The 19,049-nt window shown below is 40.0% G+C and carries 18 protein-coding genes and 1 riboswitch; of the genes, 5 read left to right on the top strand and 13 right to left on the bottom strand.

What is annotated here, in order from left to right; genetic code table 11:
* Position 1: 1 nt before the first annotated feature.
* Positions 2-940 (top strand): Gfo/Idh/MocA family protein, encoded by a 939-nt coding sequence (locus ACLIJJ_RS10405; RefSeq protein ID WP_411410852.1) that lies wholly within the window; start codon positions 2-4, stop codon positions 938-940.
* 40 nt (positions 941-980) lie between these two features.
* Here the strand turns inward: ACLIJJ_RS10405 and treP are convergent, their stop codons facing one another.
* The 5 genes from treP to tenA form a co-directional block, all read right to left on the bottom strand.
* Positions 981-2,414: a PTS system trehalose-specific EIIBC component gene (gene treP / locus ACLIJJ_RS10400; protein WP_233316035.1), complete on the bottom strand. Its 1,434-nt coding sequence runs from the start codon at positions 2,412-2,414 to the stop codon at positions 981-983.
* Between the two features lie 282 nt (positions 2,415-2,696).
* On the bottom strand, positions 2,697-3,428 hold the full coding sequence (locus ACLIJJ_RS10395; RefSeq protein ID WP_411410851.1) for an energy-coupling factor transporter transmembrane component T family protein: 732 nt from the start codon (positions 3,426-3,428) through the stop codon (positions 2,697-2,699).
* Positions 3,394-5,007 carry an ABC transporter ATP-binding protein gene (locus ACLIJJ_RS10390; protein WP_411410911.1) on the bottom strand — a complete coding sequence of 538 codons (1,614 nt, stop codon included), beginning with the start codon at positions 5,005-5,007 and terminating at the stop codon, positions 3,394-3,396. Before ACLIJJ_RS10390 ends, ACLIJJ_RS10395 begins: the two co-directional genes overlap by 35 nt.
* Positions 4,985-5,581, bottom strand: coding sequence for an ECF transporter S component (locus tag ACLIJJ_RS10385; protein ID WP_233316037.1), 597 nt, complete (start codon positions 5,579-5,581; stop codon positions 4,985-4,987). Before ACLIJJ_RS10385 ends, ACLIJJ_RS10390 begins: the two co-directional genes overlap by 23 nt.
* Positions 5,581-6,264, bottom strand: a complete 684-nt coding sequence (tenA, locus tag ACLIJJ_RS10380) for a thiaminase II (protein ID WP_233316038.1) — start codon at positions 6,262-6,264, stop codon at positions 5,581-5,583. The genes ACLIJJ_RS10385 and tenA overlap by 1 nt, the downstream gene beginning before the upstream one ends.
* Positions 6,265-6,372: 108 nt before the next feature.
* Positions 6,373-6,474: riboswitch (TPP riboswitch) on the bottom strand.
* A gap of 313 nt (positions 6,475-6,787) precedes the next feature.
* Between tenA and ACLIJJ_RS10375 the strand changes: the two genes are divergently transcribed.
* The 3 genes from ACLIJJ_RS10375 (at position 6,788) to ACLIJJ_RS10365 (ending at position 10,682) form a co-directional block, all read left to right on the top strand.
* Positions 6,788-8,404, top strand: coding sequence for a lactate permease LctP family transporter (locus ACLIJJ_RS10375; RefSeq protein ID WP_411410850.1), 1,617 nt, complete (start codon positions 6,788-6,790; stop codon positions 8,402-8,404).
* Positions 8,405-8,435: 31 nt separating this feature from the next.
* A complete protein-coding gene (locus tag ACLIJJ_RS10370) occupies positions 8,436-9,383 on the top strand; it encodes an L-lactate dehydrogenase (protein WP_233316040.1) in 948 nt (315 codons plus the stop codon).
* A 297-nt stretch (positions 9,384-9,680) separates the two neighbouring features.
* On the top strand, positions 9,681-10,682 hold the full coding sequence (locus tag ACLIJJ_RS10365) for an alpha/beta fold hydrolase (RefSeq protein ID WP_267913420.1): 1,002 nt from the start codon (positions 9,681-9,683) through the stop codon (positions 10,680-10,682).
* 78 nt (positions 10,683-10,760) lie between these two features.
* On the opposite strand, the gene ACLIJJ_RS10360 is transcribed toward ACLIJJ_RS10365, so the two are convergent.
* Positions 10,761-11,099, bottom strand: coding sequence for an MGMT family protein (locus ACLIJJ_RS10360; protein ID WP_233316042.1), 339 nt, complete (start codon positions 11,097-11,099; stop codon positions 10,761-10,763).
* A 130-nt stretch (positions 11,100-11,229) separates the two neighbouring features.
* Here ACLIJJ_RS10360 and ACLIJJ_RS10355 point away from each other — a divergent pair, with 130 nt between their 5' ends.
* Positions 11,230-12,426 (top strand): NAD(P)/FAD-dependent oxidoreductase, encoded by a 1,197-nt coding sequence (locus ACLIJJ_RS10355; RefSeq protein WP_233316043.1) that lies wholly within the window; start codon positions 11,230-11,232, stop codon positions 12,424-12,426.
* 65 nt (positions 12,427-12,491) lie between these two features.
* Here ACLIJJ_RS10355 and rfbB read toward each other — a convergent pair whose 3' ends face one another.
* The 7 genes from rfbB to ACLIJJ_RS10320 all read right to left on the bottom strand — a co-directional run bounded on the left by rfbB (position 12,492) and on the right by ACLIJJ_RS10320 (position 18,999).
* Positions 12,492-13,472 (bottom strand): dTDP-glucose 4,6-dehydratase, encoded by a 981-nt coding sequence (rfbB, locus tag ACLIJJ_RS10350; RefSeq protein WP_411410849.1) that lies wholly within the window; start codon positions 13,470-13,472, stop codon positions 12,492-12,494.
* A 214-nt stretch (positions 13,473-13,686) separates the two neighbouring features.
* The gene (locus tag ACLIJJ_RS10345) at positions 13,687-15,069 is read right to left on the bottom strand and encodes a DUF4179 domain-containing protein (protein ID WP_411410848.1); all 1,383 of its coding nucleotides are present in this window, start codon (positions 15,067-15,069) and stop codon (positions 13,687-13,689) included.
* Positions 15,062-15,586 (bottom strand): sigma-70 family RNA polymerase sigma factor, encoded by a 525-nt coding sequence (locus tag ACLIJJ_RS10340; protein WP_411410847.1) that lies wholly within the window; start codon positions 15,584-15,586, stop codon positions 15,062-15,064. The genes ACLIJJ_RS10345 and ACLIJJ_RS10340 overlap by 8 nt, the downstream gene beginning before the upstream one ends.
* Positions 15,587-15,696: 110 nt before the next feature.
* Entirely contained in the window at positions 15,697-16,404 is a 708-nt protein-coding gene (locus ACLIJJ_RS10335; RefSeq protein WP_411410846.1) for an ABC transporter ATP-binding protein, read from the bottom strand.
* Positions 16,404-17,186, bottom strand: coding sequence for an ABC transporter ATP-binding protein (locus ACLIJJ_RS10330; RefSeq protein ID WP_411410845.1), 783 nt, complete (start codon positions 17,184-17,186; stop codon positions 16,404-16,406). The genes ACLIJJ_RS10335 and ACLIJJ_RS10330 overlap by 1 nt, the downstream gene beginning before the upstream one ends.
* Positions 17,173-18,114 carry a branched-chain amino acid ABC transporter permease gene (locus tag ACLIJJ_RS10325; protein ID WP_411410844.1) on the bottom strand — a complete coding sequence of 314 codons (942 nt, stop codon included), beginning with the start codon at positions 18,112-18,114 and terminating at the stop codon, positions 17,173-17,175. The genes ACLIJJ_RS10330 and ACLIJJ_RS10325 overlap by 14 nt, the downstream gene beginning before the upstream one ends.
* 9 nt (positions 18,115-18,123) lie before the next feature.
* On the bottom strand, positions 18,124-18,999 hold the full coding sequence (locus ACLIJJ_RS10320) for a branched-chain amino acid ABC transporter permease (protein ID WP_233316050.1): 876 nt from the start codon (positions 18,997-18,999) through the stop codon (positions 18,124-18,126).
* Positions 19,000-19,049 lie beyond the last annotated feature (50 nt).

The raw sequence follows: 19,049 nt of genomic DNA, 5'->3' as shown, positions 1-19,049 counted from the left end.
CATGTTTAAAGTAGGAATTATCGGTTTAGGAGCAATTGGGCAGCGGCTTATCAAAAGCTTTACAGAGCATCCAGAGATGGAAATTACCGCTGTTTGTGATCCAATAGAGGAGCTGCTAAACAGCACTGTTGCTGCAATTGGAAAGGCAAAAGGCTTTACTGATTATAAAGAAATGCTTAAAAACGCAGATATAGACTTAGTTTATGTCGCAGTTCCGCCTAAATTCCACCATCAAATCGTTACAGATTGTGTGCTTGAGCAAAAGCATATACTTTGCGAAAAACCTTTAGCTAATTCTGTAGAGGAAGCGGAGAGCTTATATAAACAAGCGGCTGATGCGGGCATTATCCATGCAATGAACTTTCCCCTTAATTACAGCTCTGGCAATGCAACATTTGCTTCTTATATTAAAGAAGGCTATATCGGCAAATTGCGCCGCCTAGAGCTAAAAATGCATTTCCCCCAATGGCCGCGAGCATGGCAGCAAAATAATTGGGTTGGAAGCAGAGAACAAGGCGGATTTGTGCTGGAGGTTGGCGTCCATTGGATTCAACAAATCCAAAAGATTTTCGGACCCGTTCAATTGGTCCATCGCAACGTTTCCTTTCCGGAAGACGAAAATCTTTCAGAAAACAGCATTCTCGCTGTCCTCGAGCTGGAAGACGGAACACCTGTCTTTATTAACGGAATGAGCCAAACAGCAGGAAAAGAAGTGGTGAAATTTACTGCATATGGCACAGAAGGAACACTCGCGCTGGAGGATTGGTCTGAGCTCTATGGAGCAAAGCAGGGATGCGACTTTGAAAAGCTTGATGAAAGCACACCAGTTTCCTCACTAATGAACGAATTGGTTAATGCTCTTCATCATAAGGAGGCAGATCTGCCAGACTTTTATGATGGGTATCAAGCTCAAGTTGTACTTGAAAGTTTGCGAAACTAAAACAGCAAAAAGCAGCTGAAGCTCAGCTGCTTTTTATTGTTTATGCTCTGAATTTTTTCAAAGATACTTTGCCCATATTTGCTTTTGCAAAGATGATAGTCAATACGAATGGAACGACGATTGCAACAACCATTGCGATTGCAAATGCTACCATATGCTGCGGCTGGATGGACAGAATGCCTGGAAGTCCGCCGACACCAATGGAATTCGCCATAACATGGGAACCAACTGAAATCACACCTGCAATCATAGAGCCAATCATAGCTGCTAAGAATGGGAAGCCGTATTTCAAGTTAATACCGAACATTGCCGGTTCTGTAACTCCTAAATAACAAGAGATAGTTGCTGGAATAGAGACTTGCTTTTCTCTTTCATCCTTGCGGTTAATATAGATCATTGCCAATACAGCAGAACCTTGAGCGATGTTTGATAAAGCAATCATTGGCCACAGGTTTGTGCCGTTAAATTCACTCATAAGCTGCAAGTCAATTGCATTGGTCATATGATGCAAGCCTGTAATAACAAGCGGCGCATATGCAAAGCCAAATACTGCAGCAAACAGCCAGCCTAATGAAGATGTTAAACCTGAGTAAACAACATCTGAAATAAATGAACCGATTTGCCAGCCGATAGGGCCCAACACAGTATGTGCAATAAGAACTGTCGGAACTAATGCTAAAAATGGCACAACAATCATGCTGATTGCATTAGGTATGACTTTGCGCAAACGCAGCTCCAAGAAGGAGAACAGCAGTCCTGCAAATATTGCCGGTAGCACTTGTGCTTGATAACCAATCTTGTCAACATGAGCAAAGCCAAAATCCCAGAATGGAATTTCTTGTGTACTTGCCACAGCGTAAGCATTAAGCAGCTGTGGTGAAACAAGTGTAATACCTAGTACAATTCCCAATATTTGCGTCGCACCCATTTTCCGAGTAACTGCCCATGTTATACCAACTGGGAGGAAGTGAAATATCGCTTCGCCAATTAACCAAAGAAAATCGTTTGTTCCTGCCCAAAATTGGGATACTTCCACCAATGTTTTTGTACCACCATCAACCATTTTGATTTCACCGATGATGTTTCGGAATCCTAAAATTAACCCCCCAACAACGATTGCTGGAATTAACGGTGTAAAGATATCTGCCAAGTGTGCAATCATTCGTTGCAGGAAATTCATATTTTGCTTCGCTGCTTGCTTTGCATCATCCTTTGACGTATCACTTACACCTGCAATGCTAATAAAGTCATTATAAAAAGACGATACTTCATTTCCGATAATAACCTGGAATTGTCCTGCTTGAGTAAAAGTACCTTTAACTAAGCCGATTTCCTCTACCTTTTTAACATCTGCCTTTGATGGTTCTTTTAATACAAATCTCATTCTTGTCGCGCAATGAGTAACAACAGAAATGTTATCGCTTCCACCGACATGTTCAAGGAGCTGTTTCGCTGGTTCTGTATACTTGCTCATAGTTCTTCCTCCTTTTTTCCGTAAACAAAAGTTGTTTCTATCTATACTAATATGATTGCGATTACATAAACATGTATATACAAGTAAACTGTTTACGCTTTCAATTATATGTTGTATATACATGTTGTGTCAATTCTTTTTTCATTAGATTTTATTTCCATTTTTATAGTGATAAACGGCAGAATATTCCTTAATATACCCATGTATCGGAACACTAAAATTTGATCTGGATTTTCTTCAATAAATAAAAGGATAAGGAGCAAAAAGCCCTTACCCTTCTGTTTAAAAAATTAAAATGAAAACTGCGCTGCCTACAAGCAAGCTGGCATAGTAATAATCCTTTTTTGTAACGATTGTCTTTTTGTAATAGCTTCTGTCTCTGTCACCTGTAAAACCTCTTACCTCCATTGCAAGGGCCATTCGTTCTGACTTTCGAACAGCATTTGTAAGGAGTGGAACTGCATATCTTTTAAATGTTTGCCAGCTGCCATTATGCCTGCAGCCTCTTATTCGGTGCGCTTCCTTTAAGTGGGCAAGCTCCTTTTGGAACAATGGTATGCAACGAAAGCCTGCCATAAATCCGTATGCCCATTTTGGCGGAACTTTAAGCTGATGTACAAGACTCATCATAAATGGATGGATACATGTGGTAGAGGTGAAAAGCAACCCTATAGTCACGAATGCTAGCATTCTCGTTGCAATGGTAAGGCCATTGCTTGCACTTTCCGCTGTTATTCTAAACCATGCCCATTGCCATATTTCAGTTTCTCCTTTTCCAAACGCTGCAAGCATCCAAAAGGTTAGTACAAAAAAAACAAAGTAAGGAGGCATCACTTTCAGTAAATACTTCATTGTCCAGCCCCCACCTATCATGCCTAGAAATAAAAATGCCGTCCATATTAATAATGTTTTACCTGGTTCGCTTATCATCATCAGCAAAAACATAACAGCAAGATGGGCTATCAGCTTTACACTTGGATTAATATGAGACAGATAAGACTGATTGCCCTCCATTAGGTAACTCCTCCTTTACTGCTTCTATGTAGGCATAGTGCAAAGGCGGGATGATTGCCGTTTCGTTTAGCTGCTGAGGATTGGAAAATAACAGGAAAGGATGGCCGTCAAATGCAAGAGCACCCTCCTTAAAAAACAGGACTCTGTCAGAATATTGGTCAACAAGATTCATATCATGGGTTGCCATTACAATCGTTGTTCCTTGCTCCTGCCGGTTCTTCAGCATTTTTAACAGCTTCTCTGTTGTTCTTTTATCTTGTCCAAAGGTAGGTTCGTCAAGGAAAAGAATATCCTGATTTAGCAACAGCATTGTTGCAACACTCAACCTTCTTTTTTGACCAAAGCTTAAGTTGAATGGATTAACGTCCTTATGCTGTAAAAGACCAAACTCCTCCAGAAGCGCCAAAGTTTTTGTTTCAATCATCTCTTTATGCCACTTCTGCTGTTCTCCTGAAAAGGCAGTTTCCTCATAAACAGTTTGAGTGATGAACTGCCACTCTGGATTTTGGAAGACAAAGCCAATATGCTGATAAAGCTGACTCTCCTTCCAATTTTTTAACTCCAGTTCTTTAAAGAGGATATTGCCCTTGTTTCTTCTTTTCAATTTAGCCAGCACCTTCAACAGGCTGCTTTTTCCGCTTCCGTTCTTTCCAATAATCGAGATCCACTCGCCTTTTCCAAACCGGAAGTTTAGATTATGAAGAATTTCCTTGCTCTCATAGGAAACAGATAGATTTTGCACCTCCAAAAGGGTGCTCCGCTCTACTTGGACTTTGTTTGCTTTTCTTTGCCGATATCTTTCCTTTAATTGTTTGCTTAATGGATGGTGACTGTCATTAATGATCTCATCCCAATCATATGGATACAATTCTGGGCTCCAGATCCCAGCTTCCTCTATTACACTTTCAAATTCACATAAAGCGCTGTTAGGATCGGCATCACCCATTACCTTCCCCTCTTTATTTAACAAAATAATACGGTCTGCCCATTCGATACAGCCATCCAACACATGCTCTACCATAATCAACGTCTGTTTTTTTCGTTCTGAGATTTGCTTTAAGACGGCGAATATTTCTCTTCTGCTAACAGGGTCGAGCTGGGCGGTAGGCTCATCTAAAAATAACACTTCTGGTTCCATTGCTAGAACACAAGCTAAGGCAAGGCGCTGCTTCATCCCACCTGACAATGCATCAATCCTTGTATCAAGCTCAACCTCAAGTCCGACTATCTTCAGCAGCTCCTTGATCTTAGCTGTCATCTCTTCCTTGGGGACCCTTTTATTCTCGAGACTAAAGGCTATTTCATCATCCACATGCTGCATACAGAACTGCGTATCAGGATCTTGAAACAGAATCCCGACACGGTTCTTTCTAGTCACTTCCCCCTTCATTTTTGCTTCTTGGTGTTCTGGAATGATGCCTGCGAGGACAGCAAGCAATGTTGACTTCCCGCAACCACTTGGCCCAACAATTAAGACTGTTTCACCAGGGTGGAACTGTAAGGTAATATTTTTAAGAACAGGCTGATTTTGACCATAAAACTGAACAGATAGATTTTTACATCCTAATAATGAACTCATCATTATCTTCCTTTGAAGCTTTTTGTTTATTTATTGAAAACTGGTCAAGCGCACCTGTTGCAAATAAGGAATCGACGATAACTTTAGCAAGCAGTCCACCAAGCAGCATGCCGCTAATAACTTGAATGATTAATGTAAGCAGCAATGTACCTGATGTATAATAGCCAAATCCATTGGCGATGATGCTGTACAGCATACTCCCTACTGCTGCAAATGCACCGGAGAGCATCAATACGGAAACATGGTATTTTCGGTAGCGGAACAGTGCAAAAGCGGCCTCTGCACCAAGCCCTTGAAAGACACCAATCAGCAATGCTGATAATCCAAAGTGGCTGCCAGTAAGAAGCTCAACGGCGGCAGCTGCAACCTCTGAGATGAAAGCTGCTCCAGGTTTCTGAATGATATATGCGACAATCGGGCTTGCTATCACCCATATTCCAAACATAAAGTTAGAACCAACTGGGCCAACTAGTGCAGAAATCGGCAAGTAAAGACTAGACCAGCCTAAATATAACACCCCGCACGCAACGGACAGGACAACCATCAGCACTACCTCTTTAATCTTCCAGTTCACTATGCTTTTACCTCCATTTTCACAGGCCAGTCCTCAAGCGTATAAGCCATCTCCCAAAACTTATATTCCATATGGCAGCTTATTAAGAAGTACTCTAGCAACTTTTGCTTATAGTGTTCATTCAGGCTTTCTGCTAATTCATCAAGACGTTCGCAAAAGGTGCTTGTAATTCCCATTGAACCACCACCGTAGAAGACGATCCAATCATAGAAGGGATGGCTTCGGTCTGGCTTCACCTCTTCAAGCAGCCTCTTGCCTATCTCTGCATATGTCCACGGACATGGCAGCAGTACCGCGAGAATATCTGCAATTCCTCCTGTTTGGGCAACCGTGAGCATATGGCGAATATAATGGTGCGCACTTGGAGAAAGGGGGAAACCTTGCAACTGTTCATACGTAACTCCAGCCACTTCACAAAAATTATTATGAGGGTGGATTTCACTATGGAGCACAAAGGAAATCTGCTCATTGAACATTTGCATATCCTCCCTATTTTCACATTTAGAAATAGCTGTTCCATAAATCTGCATGAAGGAATTCAAGTATTCAAAATCCTGCTTTACATAATGAATTAGCTGTTCCTTTTTCAAATCTCCATTGGCAATACCTCTGACAAAGGGATGTTCAAAAATAGCCTCGAAAATTGGATCTGCTTCTTGACGCAACTGCTTAGAAAAACTCATCACTATTCTCCTCCTTTTTGTTTAATAGGAAAATAAGAGTGAACTTGAATATAAAAAGGCCACTCCAAAAATGGAGCGGCCTATAAAAGTCAAATAAAAATAACCGAATAGATACCAACTCCACTTTCCTACGCTAGTACGAACTAGATCAGGTTCAAAGGGTCCAAGAACTTCTTGTCTCAGCCTCGATTGGCTCCCCTAGTGGATTTTCCTATTAATTTACCTATACTTTACATAAACAGCTAAATACTGTCAATAAAATATTCGAAAAAATCAGAACTCCCTTCTTTTCTCCTTTCATAAAAAAGCATATAAAAAAACAGCATTTGGATAAAACTATAGACATTGTTTTCATTTCGAAATCTCATGAAAATGTTACAAACAGGTGAACATCAAACAGCATAGTAAGCGTTTTACACTTCACTTTCACAAAATAGACAAAAATTATGTGATATATTTCACAAAGTATGTTTTATAATGACATTGTAAATTAAATCTTTTATTTAAGAGGAGCTGAAAAAACATGACACCTTGGAACCAAGTCTATGATCCAATGAATAACTTATGGATCTCAGCTATCATCGCTGCAATACCGATACTATTTTTCATCCTCATGTTGACTTTATTTAAGTTAAAGGGATATATCGCAGGAGCATTGAGTATTATCGCTGCAGGAATTGTGGCTGTTCTCATATATAAAATGCCTTTTGTTTTAGCACTTATGTCAGCATTATACGGTGCACTTGCAGGAATTTGGCCAGTTGCTTCCATCGTCTTTGCCGCCATCTTCCTTTACAAGATTACTGTCAAAACTGGTAAGTTTGCCATTATCGAAAATAGCATATCCTTTATTACATCAGATCAACGCTTGCAGGTTTTGATTGTAGCCTTCTCATTTGGAGCCTTCCTAGAAGGAGCAGCTGGTTTTGGCGCACCTGTCGCGATAACCGCTGCCATATTAGTAGGGCTGGGCTTCAGTCCAATTTATGCGGCAAGTCTTTGCTTGATTGCCAACATTGCAGGCGGTGCATATGGAGCAATGGGAATACCTGTAACCGTTCCATCACTCCTCACAGGACTGGATGGACTTTCAGTCGGCAGGTATACCGCCATCATTATTCCGATTCTCGCCCTATTCGTTGCATTTTTGCTCGTGTTTATCATCGACGGCTGGAAAGGTATTAGACAAACATACCCGGCAGTGCTCGTATCTGGTTTGTCCTTCGCCATTACTCAAGCTTTGGTGCTGTACTTTATCGGAGCAGAGTTAGCCAATATATTTGCAGCCATCGTCAGCCTTGTGACACTAGCTCTCTTTCTGCAAAAATGGCAGCCTAAGGAGATTTACCGTGTTAATCAGAAGGAAAAAGCTGATAGTACGGTGAAGTACTCATTATCTACTATTGCCTATGCTTGGCTGCCATTTATCTTTTTAACTATTATTGTTACTTTGTTCAACTTATCTTTTTTCAAGAACTTATTTATTTCAGGCGGGCCATTGGAAAAATTAGTGCTTCAGCTGCCAATTCCATTCCTGAATAACAATGTGATAAAACTGGCACCAATTGTGCCAGAAGCAACCCCATATGCAGCGATCTTTAAACTGGATTTGTTTTCATCTACAACAACAGCAATTGTCATTACAATCATTGTTGCGAGCATATTGTTTAAATGCCGAAAAAAACTGCTTATGGAAACAACGAAAGAAACAGCAAAAGAGCTGTTAGCACCTGTACTGACTATTTGCAGTGTGCTTGGATTTGCCTATATATGCACCTATTCTGGCATGTCTTCTACACTCGGTCTTGCCTTTGCATCAACAGGGGATATCTTCCCATTATTTGCACCATTATTAGGTTGGTTAGGTGTTTTCCTTACAGGGTCTGTTGTTAACAGTGGTTCCTTATTTGCACCACTGCAAGCTGTCACAGCCACTCAAATTGGCATTGCACCTGAAACACTGGTTGCAGTCAATGTCATTGGCGGCACAATGGCCAAAATGATATCTCCACAATCAATCGCTGTAGCAGCAGCGGCAGTAGGATTGGCAGGCAGAGACAGCGACTTGTTTAAAGTAACCATTAAATACAGCATTTGTCTGCTAGTGTTAGTTGGATTAGTCAGTTGGATACTATTTTAAAATATTAATCATCTAAAGGAGAGAGTTACTTATGAAAAAGCAAAATATCAATCGTGTCGTTTTAATTGGAACTGGTGCAGTCGGATGCAGCTATGCTTATTCTTTCATCAATCAAGGTGTTGCCGAAGAGCTAGTACTGATTGATGTGAATGAAAAAAGAGCCGAAGGAGAGGCAATGGACTTAAATCACGGAATTCCTTTTGCACCTACTCCAGTGAAGGTATGGAGCGGTCAATATGCAGATTGCGGAGAGGCAGATTTAGTTGTCATCACTGCAGGCTTGCCTCAAAAACCAGGTGAAACACGTCTTGATTTAGTAGCAAAAAATACAGCGATTTTCAAAACGATTGTCCGAAATGTAATGGACAGCGGCTTTAACGGCATTTTCCTTATTGCCACAAACCCTGTTGATATTCTGACATATGTAACATGGCAAGAATCTGGTTTGCCTAAAGAGAGGGTAATCGGTTCTGGAACAACTTTAGATACAGCTAGATTCCGCTATATGCTTGGTGAATACTTTAATGTTGATACTAGAAACGTCCATGCTGCTATCATTGGGGAACATGGTGATACAGAACTGCCAGTCTGGAGCCGCACAACAATAGGATTGGAAGAAATCGAGACACTTATCGCTAAAAACAGCAAGTACAGCCAAAAGGATCTTGATGATATCTTCGTCAATGTCCGAGATGCGGCATACCATATTATTGAGAGAAAAGGCGCAACCTATTATGGAATCGGAATGTCTCTTGTTCGCATCACAAAAGCTATATTAGGAAATGAAAATTCTATCCTGCCTGTATCTGTTTACTTAGATGGACAATACGGTCATAAAGATGTTTATATCGGTGTTCCTGCTGTAATTAATGTGAATGGAATTCGTGAGGTGCTTGAAATTCCGTTAAACACAGAGGAACAAAAACAATTCGACCATTCTGTAAAAGTTTTGAAAGAAACAATGTCTACGGTAATCTAACAAACAGAGTCCCTGATGCTAATTTGCATCAGGGTTCTAGTTTTGTTTAATAGTTTTCCAAATATTTGACCATGCTAGTGCTATAGATAGATTCAAGCATCCTTTTTTGTGAAAAGTTGGAAAAATTATTGTTTGTTTCCAGTTAATCTGCTAATGTCTAGAAGAAAGCATTACTATAAAATGAAGACTAACACGGAGGTACAGCCAGTGATAAAATTTATTTTCATAAAAGCATTGGTCATGTTCCTCCTTCTTATAACCATCCTTTTTATCTGCAGGAGAATTCTCGCAAATAATATGCTTAAGAAGCATAGAATTCAATCACAAAATGGGATTGATCAGGAACTGACAATTAATATTGGCGGAATAGAACAATACTTATATATAAGAGGACAGCATACTGGCAATCCAGTTATTCTTTTTCTTCATGGTGGACCAGGCATTTCGATGACTCCTGTGCTGCATACGTATCAATATGAATGGGAGCAGGATTATACCATTGTAAATTGGGATCAGCGAAATACAGGCAGGACGTATTTTCTGAACAAAAAGAATGCAGCTGATGTCCTTGCTACATTATCCGCCGACCGGCTTGTTGAGGATATTCATGAAATCACCCTCTATTTGGCAAAGCGCTTTAACCAGCAAAGCATCATAATAATGGGACACTCATGGGGTACGATTATCGGCAGCATGTTTGTCCAGCGCTACCCTGAACTGACAAAAGCTTATATCAGCATCTCTCAAATCGTTCATTTAAATGAAGGTGCTGCACTTATGGCAGCTGAAATACGAAAGAAAGCTCTTGTACAAGGGGAATCAAAGGATGCTGAGATTTTGGACCGTTTGCAAAAAGGCTTGCATGACAGTCTTAAAGCAACCGAAGCTGCAGTTCTAAAAATGTATAAGGTTGCAAAGAAGTATATTTCTTACGTAGAGGATTCTTTTATTTTCATAAAGGCTGGAATAGTTTCGCCTTACTTTTCTCTTAGGCATTTAACCTATTTTCTCAAGATGGAAAAGCTTCAAGCTCCCTTATCGAAATATGCAATGAGATACGATTTGCGGAAGCTTCCTTCGAACTACCATGTACCTGTCATTTACATGGTTGGTGAATATGATCTTCATTTTAATTACTTATTGGAGAAATATTATCCTCTCATGGAGGCACCATACAAAAAACTCATCACCATTCCAAATGCAGGACATAATGTCATGATGGATAATCCCGACCACTTTAACAGCGCTTTTCAGCAATCTTTACAGGAACTAAAACAAAAAACTTCGCTTAGCCATTAACCCTTCGAACCCTAAAGGCGGTTTTGAAGGGTTTTTTAGATGCAGTAAAAGTGATTGTGACTGTTATTTCTGTCTGTCTTATTCATCAAAATAATCTCTTTCCCACTCCTCTAAAGGAATGTGCTGATATCGTTTCAATTCAAGCTTGTTCGCACTTATAAACTCTACACCCTCACTTTCCAAAAGCTGCTTTTGCATAGCACTTCCTTCCTCCTGTTTTATCACTATCTCACCTTTCGCGTTGACGACCCGGTGCCAAGGAAGATTGTGCTTTCTGCTAGAAGTGTGCAGAATTCTTACGACCTGTCTTGCACCTCTCGGGCTCCCTGCTGCTTTTGCTATTTGGCCATATGTCATGATCTTTCCATATGGAATAGCTTGAATGATTTCAATTACCTTCTCTGTAAATGGTGTCATAATTTTAGCCTTTGCCTTTATTTTTTTACATTAACACTTCCATTCTAAGTAAAAACTCTGAAATCAGGAAATGCTATGCAGGAATTAACCTTTATATGATTAGATTAAATGAAGAGAGGGGAAAAACGCAATGAAACTGCAAGCTGGAAACTATTATTGGCCGACTACATTTCCAGAAGCACCTGTCTATCCTTCATTAGAGGAGGACATTAACTGTGATGTGCTGATTGTTGGCGGCGGTAGCTCTGGTGCCCAATGTGCCCACTACTTAAAGGATACAGGCTTGAATGTTGCTGTAGTGGACAAAAGGAGGATTGGAGAAGGCAGCACTTCAACAAACACGGCTCTGATTCAATACCTTGGCGATAAAATGCTGTTTGAGCTTGTAAACAGCTTTGGTGAGGAGCTGGCAATCAGACATTTAAAGCTATGTGAAGAAGCAATCAATGATATTGAAAAGGCAGCAGCCATACTTGATATTGCCTCTGATTTCAAGCGGCGAGACAGCCTTTATTATGCGAGCTACCCAGAGGATGTTGTAAAGCTTGATAAAGAGTATGCTTATCTTACAAAGCACGGTTTTCAGGCTGATTTGCTTTCAGAAGAGGAGATAAAAGAGAAATATGGATTCAGCAAGTACAAAGCCCTTTATACATATAATGACGGCGAGCTGAACCCTTTCAAGTTCAATCACGCCCTCTTAGACGGCGCTGCCAAAAAGAAAGTCTCTATTTACGAAAACACAAGAATAAATGGCAAGAAGCTAGAAAAGGACCAAGCCGTTCTGTATACAGATAAAGGTCACTCGATTACAGCTAAACATGTAATTTTTGCTGCAGGCTACGAAAACCTAGAATTTAAACAAGAAAAAAACAGTGTACTGTCAAGCTCCTATGCTGTCATTACTAATCCGGTTGAAGATTTCTCCAGCTGGCATAAGCGCACATTGATATGGGAGACTGCCCGTCCTTACATTTATATGCGTACAACTTCAGATAACCGCATTATTATTGGCGGTTTGGATGAAAACACTGCTATTGCCGAAGAGCGGGATGCAAAAATTATCGGCCGAAAAGACAAGCTTATAAAGGAATGCAATAAATTATTCCCTGATCTAGCTCTTCAAGCAGATTACTATTTAGGTGCCTTTTATGGAGGGACACATGATGGGCTTCCGCTAATAGGGGAATACGAGGAATTTCCTAACTGCTACTTTTTAATGGCTTATGGAGATAACGGTCTTGTTTACAGCATGGCCTTAGCGAAAATTCTTCGTGAAGTTATCACTACAGGCAGTCATCCAGACCTTGCAATATACATGAGGTAAAAATGAATAAAAGGCACATTAAAGAATAAGTGACTCCCTTTAGTGCGCCTTTACCCCTGATTATGTTATGTTCCTTGCTTGCCTTTTAAAGGGCCCCACCATGATTCATTAGCCAAATACCAATCAACTGTTTCTTTAATGCCGGTCTCAAAAGAATACATTGGTTTCCAGCCTAATTCTTTCTCCAGCTTTTCCGGATTGACAGCATATCGATAATCATGACCAGGCCGATCCTTTACATATAGCAGCCTTTTTTCTGGCAGCTTTAATTCTTTCATGATTAACTGCGCTATTTCATTATTGGTCTTTTCTGTTCTTGCGCCGATATTATAAACTTCCCCTTTTTTTCCTTTGCGCAGAACAAGGTCAATTGCAGCACAATGGTCTTTAACATGAATCCAATCGCGGATATTTTTTCCATCCCCATAAACAGGAAGCCTCTCCCCATTCACACCATTTGTAATCAAAAGCGGAATGAGCTTTTCAGGAAACTGATATGGCCCATAATTATTAGAGCATCTTGTTATATTTACATCTAAACCATACGTTTTGTAATAGGAGCGAACAAGCATATCGCTTGCTGCTTTACTTGCCGCATATGGACTGTTTGGAGCAATGGAGCTGCCTTCTGTAAAATAGCCAGATTCGCCAAGACTTCCATAAACCTCATCTGTAGAAATATGCACAAACCGGCCAACTCCCTTTATCTTTGCTGCCTCCAGCAAAACTAGCGTCCCTTGCACATTTGTTTCCACGAAAGCACCCGGATTAATAATGCTTCTGTCTACATGCGATTCTGCAGCAAAATGGACAATTCCATCAATACTATAAACATCAAGCAAATGATTAACAAGCTCTCGATTCGTAATGCTGCCATGAACAAACTTATGGCGAGGATTTCCCTTTAAATCCGCCAAGCTGTTTAAATTACCTGCATACGTCAGCAAGTAGAGATTAACAATAATCATATTTGGATATGTATCAAGCATATGACGGACAAAATTACTGCCAATAAAGCCGGCTCCGCCTGTTACAAGCAAATTCACAATGATTCCTCCCATCGGAAATTGTTATACTTCCATTGAGTCATCTATAGAAACTCTTATATTATTGAAATCAAGCATTCCCTAACAACTTTTAATTCTGAGGGTTCTCATTTATATAATACATGGTGATTGGCTGTTTTGACGAAATCCAAGAGTCTTATTATTTCTTGTATCATATGGTGGACATCTTAAAATCAACTGCTTTTTCCAGTGGTTATTCTTTCAATTTCACTGTAAAAGGTTCAAGCTTGATTGAATTAAAATACATAGAAAAATTAATACCAAGAACTGTTTCCTCTAGTTTAAAGTTTTCTATTTTTTCCTCTCCCTTTAAATTAAAGACAGACTGGAAGTGAAGCTTGTCTCTATCTAATACCTTCAGTTTATTTCTTGAAATAGAATGCCCTTCTGGAGGGAAAGGATTGTCTTCATCAATGTCTTTCACATGCTTCTCATCAACCAATGTCAACTCAGATTCTAAGTTAGTTATTAAGTCTGACCTAGATGCTTTATCTATAGTTCCTGTTATATTGTAGTCTAATATCAGCTTGTCTTTTTCTTGTTTAACACTGTTTACATGAAGTGCTAAATCTGTCCTTTTACTCGCTAACACAAACCCTGATTCACTTAAATTCTGATATAATGTGTCTTCATATATATTAAGATATGGATAAAAGGTTATAGACTTTGCCTCTTTATCCATACTATGTATTTCGGAAGCGAAAGTCTCAATGGAGTCATCAGGAGAATCATCAATTATCTGCGAATCGATACCAGAAAATAATTCATTTCCCTTATCATCCATCGCCTTCGACAAAAACACCACATCATTTTCATTAGGATTTGCTATGCTGTAAATTAATGTAGGATATTCAGCCCCTTCTAGTATTCTCTTTGTTTCTATGTAACTGCCGTTCTCGAAGGTCTCTTTATAAGCAAAATCGATTTCTGCGAACTTTTTTTGTTCAACAGGGACAGAAAACTTCCAATCTCCTTCAACACCATTAATATTATGAATAGTTATTGGCAGTTCTATATTCTCCTTAATATCTTCGTATGGATAGTTCATTGTCCAATGAAATTCAAAACCGTCCTTAATTTGAATAAAATCGCTAGTATGTCCATCGAGCCACGGGTCTGCATCCCCTTTGTAACCCTCAAAATTCATATCAAAACTTATTTCATCCGGTTCATTTGCTGGCCATTTGCCTTTTTTGTAGACTTCTCCCACAATTGTCACTTGAAAACCGTCAAAATAAGCACTCGTTACCTTTAATGTCACACCATTTTTGGTAATAGTTTCATTCAGGTTTGTGACCATATCCTTCTCTGCCAGCTTCATGCCAAGCTTATCGTCAAACTTTTTATACAGCTCTCCTAATATTGGCGTTTTCGCCAGTACTTGATTGGCTGTAGGGCTTACGAAACCTGAACCGATGATGATTGTGGCTGCTGCAGCTGTGAGTGCTCCAATAATTATTCGTTTTTTCCGGCGTGGTTTTTCAGCTTGTTTAATTCCTTGAGAAATTGCTTGAAAAACTTCTTCTTTCGGCACCTCGACGGAGTCTACTTCCTTTATCCACTTCTGTCTATCCATGGATCATCTCCTCCTTTAAGCATTTTCTTAACGCCTGTTTTCCTCTGCTTAAGTTTGTCTTGACCGTTCCTTCCGGCAGCTCCATTACTTCACTGATCATTTTGATTGAATAATCATGATAATAAAAAAGAATAAGAGTTGTTCGGAAACTTTCTTTAAGCTCTTTTATTGCATCCATGAGCTCATATGCCGGCCCTGTGCTAGGTGACGCTTGCTTTGAGAGTATTTCCTCTGTCAGTGGAATAACATCTTTTCTTTGTCTATAATGATTCATGGCACAATGAATCACTATTTTTGTCAGCCATGTCAGGAAATACTCTGGATTCTTTACTGTTTTTATTGATTTAAACGCTTGATATGCTGTCTCTTGAACAATATCTAAGCTATCTTCCTTATTATCTACATACAAATAGGCAGTCCTGTATAACCGTTCATAATGTTTCTGAAGCAACAGCTCTAAAGCCTTGCTGTTTCCTTTTATCGCTTTTTTTATAAGCACTATTTCGTTATCCTTCAATCTTCATCTTCCCCTTTCCCTTATTAGTGAAAAAAGTGAGCGAAAAAGTTTCATTTTTTTGTTTTCTCCATAAAAAAAGCCGCCTTACTAAAGGCAGCTTACCAAAACCATCAATGTCCGCCAAGATAGGCTTGCTTTAAATCATCACTTTCTAACAGCTCGGCGGCTGTCCCTGACAGCACAACCTTGCCTGTTTCGATGACATAGCCTCTGTTTGCAATGGACAGAGCCATATTGGCGTTTTGTTCGACTAATAATATGGTAGTTCCTGTTGCATTTATTTCCTGAATAACTTTAAATATTGTTTTTACAAACAGCGGCGCTAAGCCCATGGAAGGTTCATCAAGCAAAAGCAGCCTTGGCCTTGCCATGATAGCTCTTCCCATTGCTAGCATCTGCTGTTCTCCGCCGGAAAGTGTTCCTGACAGCTGTTTCTTCCGTTCCAGTAATCTCGGAAACACTTCATATACTTTTTCCAAATCTTTTTTTATCTCATTTTTATCATTGCGCAAGTAAGCACCCAATTCAAGATTTTCTTCCACTGTCATGTTGGAGAAAACTCTGCGTCCTTCTGGTACGTGGGAAATACCGGCTTTAACAATCGTTTGAGCTGCTTTTCCTGAAATAGACTTGCCTAAGTACTCAATGCTTCCTTTCTTTGGCTTAAGCAGCCCTGACAATGTTTTTAGGAGCGTGCTTTTTCCTGCACCATTCGCACCAATAAGTGTGACGATTTCTCCTTCATTCACCTCGAGGCTGACTCCCTTTAATGCTTGTATATTGCCATAATAGACATTAATGTCTTCTACTTTCAGCATTATTCTGCAACCTCCTCGCCTAAATATGCTTCAATTACCTTTGGATGATTGCGGATTACATCAGGAGTACCCTCTGCTATCAGCTGTCCATGATCCAAAACATAGATGCGCTCACAGATTCCCATGACTAGAGGCATATCATGCTCAATCAACAGAATCGTCAAATCGAATTGTTTTCTAATAAATGCAATCAACTCCATGAGCTCATGTGTTTCTTGCGGGTTCATCCCTGCTGCAGGCTCATCAAGCAATAGCAGCTTAGGACCTGCTGCAAGCGCTCTGGCAATTTCGAGCCGGCGCTGCTGGCCGTATGGCAGGTTTTTTGCTTTTTCGTCTTTATAGCGGTCAAGCTGAAAAATCTTTAAAAATTCAATCGATTTTTCTTCCATTTCCTTTTCACCTGCAAAGTGGGAAGGCAGGCGGAGTATGCTGCTCAACATCGAATGCTTAGCTAAAGAATGATAGGCTACCTTTACATTGTCCAGAACAGTTAATTCATTAAACAAACGGATATTCTGGAAGGTTCTGCTGATACCGCGCCGTGTTACCTGGTATGGCTTCAAGCCCTTCAGCCTTTTTCCGTCAAAGAAAATCTCTCCTTCTGTAGGTGCATAGACACCTGTCAGCATATTGAATGTTGTAGTTTTCCCTGCGCCATTCGGACCGATAAGACCAATCAATTCACCGCGGTTAAGCTCTATATTAATTTCTGAAACGGCCTTTAATCCGCCGAATTGAATGCCTGCACCCTTCACTTGCAAAAGCACATCATTGTTTGCCATTCGAACCGCCTCCTTTCCGCTTAAATAAATCAGTGATCTCCAATGTGCCCATTAAACCTTTAGGACGATATAGCATAACAATAACGAGAACTAAGCTGTAGATAATCATCCGTGTTGATGGATAATCCTGCAGATAGGTGGAGATGATGGTCAAGAAAACAGCTGCAATCACAGAACCAGACAAGCTTCCCAATCCACCTAAAACAACATAAATTAAGATGTCAAAAGACTTCAAGAAACCGAAGTTAGTAGGGTTAATAATATAGAAATTATGTGCCTGCAGTGCGCCTGCAACCCCAGCAAACAAGGAGCCAATTGCAAATGCTGCGACTTTATAATAAGTTGTGTTGATTCCCATTGCGTCTGCAGCAATTTCATTTTCTCTAATAGAAATGGCTGCACGTCCATGCCGAGAGTTCGTAAAGTTAACAATAACTAACACTGTAATAAACAAGCAGATGAATGCAGATGTCCAAGTGGTCATATGGGAAACCTGCATCCCTGCAGCTCCGCCAACATAATCAATGTTCAAGAAAAAGATACGAATAATTTCTGCAAAGCCTAATGTAGCAATTGCTAAATAGTCTCCCCTTAGTCTTAATGTCGGGATTCCGACCAATAAGCCAGCCAGAGCTGCGACTACACCGCCTGCGATAATTGCGACAGGAAAAGGAAACTGTAATTTCATCGTTACAATCGCAGATACATAAGCACCGACAGCAAGGAAACCTGCATGTCCAATTGAAAACTGGCCTGTTATCCCAATAACTAAATGCAAGCTGACTGCCAGCATAATATTGATCGCAATCAAGATAATCATGTTGCTGTATAAAGAATCAATTATTCCATAAGTTATTAAATATTGGATAACACTGTAGGCAATAATGGAAAGCACCAAAAACACCCAGAAACTTTTTGATTTTTTCATTGTCTTCACCTACACTTTCTCTTTCGTATTCTTACCTAAAATACCAGCTGGTCTAAAGATAAGTATCAGAATTAAGATGATGAATGCAGCAGCATCTCTCCAAAGTGAGAAGCCGAGTGCACTTACTATTGTCTCAACAAGACCTAAAATAAGTCCGCCCACCATTGCTCCAGGAATAATGCCAATACCCCCAAGTACGGCAGCAACGAAAGCCTTCAACCCTGGAATTACACCCATTAATGGCTCGATTTTTGTATAATAAGCACCGAAAATAACACCTGCAGCCCCAGCGAGAGCCGATCCGATAGCAAATGTAGCTGAGATTGTTCTATCTACATTAATCCCCATTAACCTCGCAGCATCCATGTCATGAGAAACTGCGCGCATTGCTTTTCCTGTTTTCGTCTTATGGACAATGAATTGCAGAATAAGCATCAACGTTACAGAAGTTCCTAGAATTAATAGCGACTTGCTGCTGATTTGCGCACCGAAAATTTCAAATGTTTTTGTTGGCAGTACATTCGGGTAGGCAACTAAGCCTGCTCCTCTAAAGTAAATAAATACATATTCAATTAATAACGAAACCCCGATAGCAGTAATAAGGGCCGCTATCCTAGTAGCATTTCGCAGTCTTTTATAAGCAATTCTTTCAATAATTACACCAAAAATAGCACATGCTACCATGGAAACAATCAATGCAGGGAAGAACCCCAATCCCCAGCCTGTAATGGAATAAAAGCCTATAAAGGCGCCGACCATAAAGACATCCCCGTGGGCAAAGTTGATAAGTTTAATAATTCCGTAAACCATTGTATAACCTAATGCGATAAGTGCGTAAATGCTGCCAAGGGAGATGCCGTTGACAAGCTGCTGTATCCATTCCATTTTTTCTCACTCCTTCTTCCAAAACTAACCTTTTTTTCTCCTAAAATATA

The sequence above is a fragment of the Niallia laureatilytica genome, assembly GCF_046613985.1.
Classification (GTDB): Bacteria; Bacillota; Bacilli; order Bacillales; family Cytobacillaceae; genus Niallia.
The sequence above is the reverse complement of the archived record's forward strand: the minus strand, read 5'-3'. Positions and strand labels throughout refer to the sequence as shown.

Excerpts from the sequence above, each read along its gene's own strand:
- ACLIJJ_RS10405 (WP_411410852.1), top strand. The coding sequence starts at position 2 with ATGTTTAAAGTAGGAATTATCGGTTTAGGAGCAATTGGGCAGCGGCTT.
- treP (WP_233316035.1), bottom strand. The coding sequence starts at position 2,414 with ATGAGCAAGTATACAGAACCAGCGAAACAGCTCCTTGAACATGTCGGT.
- ACLIJJ_RS10395 (WP_411410851.1), bottom strand. The coding sequence starts at position 3,428 with ATGGAGGGCAATCAGTCTTATCTGTCTCATATTAATCCAAGTGTAAAG.
- ACLIJJ_RS10390 (WP_411410911.1), bottom strand. The coding sequence starts at position 5,007 with ATGAGTTCATTATTAGGATGTAAAAATCTATCTGTTCAGTTTTATGGT.
- tenA (WP_233316038.1), bottom strand. The coding sequence starts at position 6,264 with ATGAGTTTTTCTAAGCAGTTGCGTCAAGAAGCAGATCCAATTTTCGAG.
- ACLIJJ_RS10375 (WP_411410850.1), top strand. The coding sequence starts at position 6,788 with ATGACACCTTGGAACCAAGTCTATGATCCAATGAATAACTTATGGATC.
- ACLIJJ_RS10370 (WP_233316040.1), top strand. The coding sequence starts at position 8,436 with ATGAAAAAGCAAAATATCAATCGTGTCGTTTTAATTGGAACTGGTGCA.
- ACLIJJ_RS10365 (WP_267913420.1), top strand. The coding sequence starts at position 9,681 with ATGCTTAAGAAGCATAGAATTCAATCACAAAATGGGATTGATCAGGAA.
- ACLIJJ_RS10360 (WP_233316042.1), bottom strand. The coding sequence starts at position 11,099 with ATGACACCATTTACAGAGAAGGTAATTGAAATCATTCAAGCTATTCCA.
- ACLIJJ_RS10355 (WP_233316043.1), top strand. The coding sequence starts at position 11,230 with ATGAAACTGCAAGCTGGAAACTATTATTGGCCGACTACATTTCCAGAA.
- ACLIJJ_RS10345 (WP_411410848.1), bottom strand. The coding sequence starts at position 15,069 with ATGGATAGACAGAAGTGGATAAAGGAAGTAGACTCCGTCGAGGTGCCG.
- ACLIJJ_RS10335 (WP_411410846.1), bottom strand. The coding sequence starts at position 16,404 with ATGCTGAAAGTAGAAGACATTAATGTCTATTATGGCAATATACAAGCA.
- ACLIJJ_RS10330 (WP_411410845.1), bottom strand. The coding sequence starts at position 17,186 with ATGGCAAACAATGATGTGCTTTTGCAAGTGAAGGGTGCAGGCATTCAA.
- ACLIJJ_RS10325 (WP_411410844.1), bottom strand. The coding sequence starts at position 18,114 with ATGAAAAAATCAAAAAGTTTCTGGGTGTTTTTGGTGCTTTCCATTATT.
- ACLIJJ_RS10320 (WP_233316050.1), bottom strand. The coding sequence starts at position 18,999 with ATGGAATGGATACAGCAGCTTGTCAACGGCATCTCCCTTGGCAGCATT.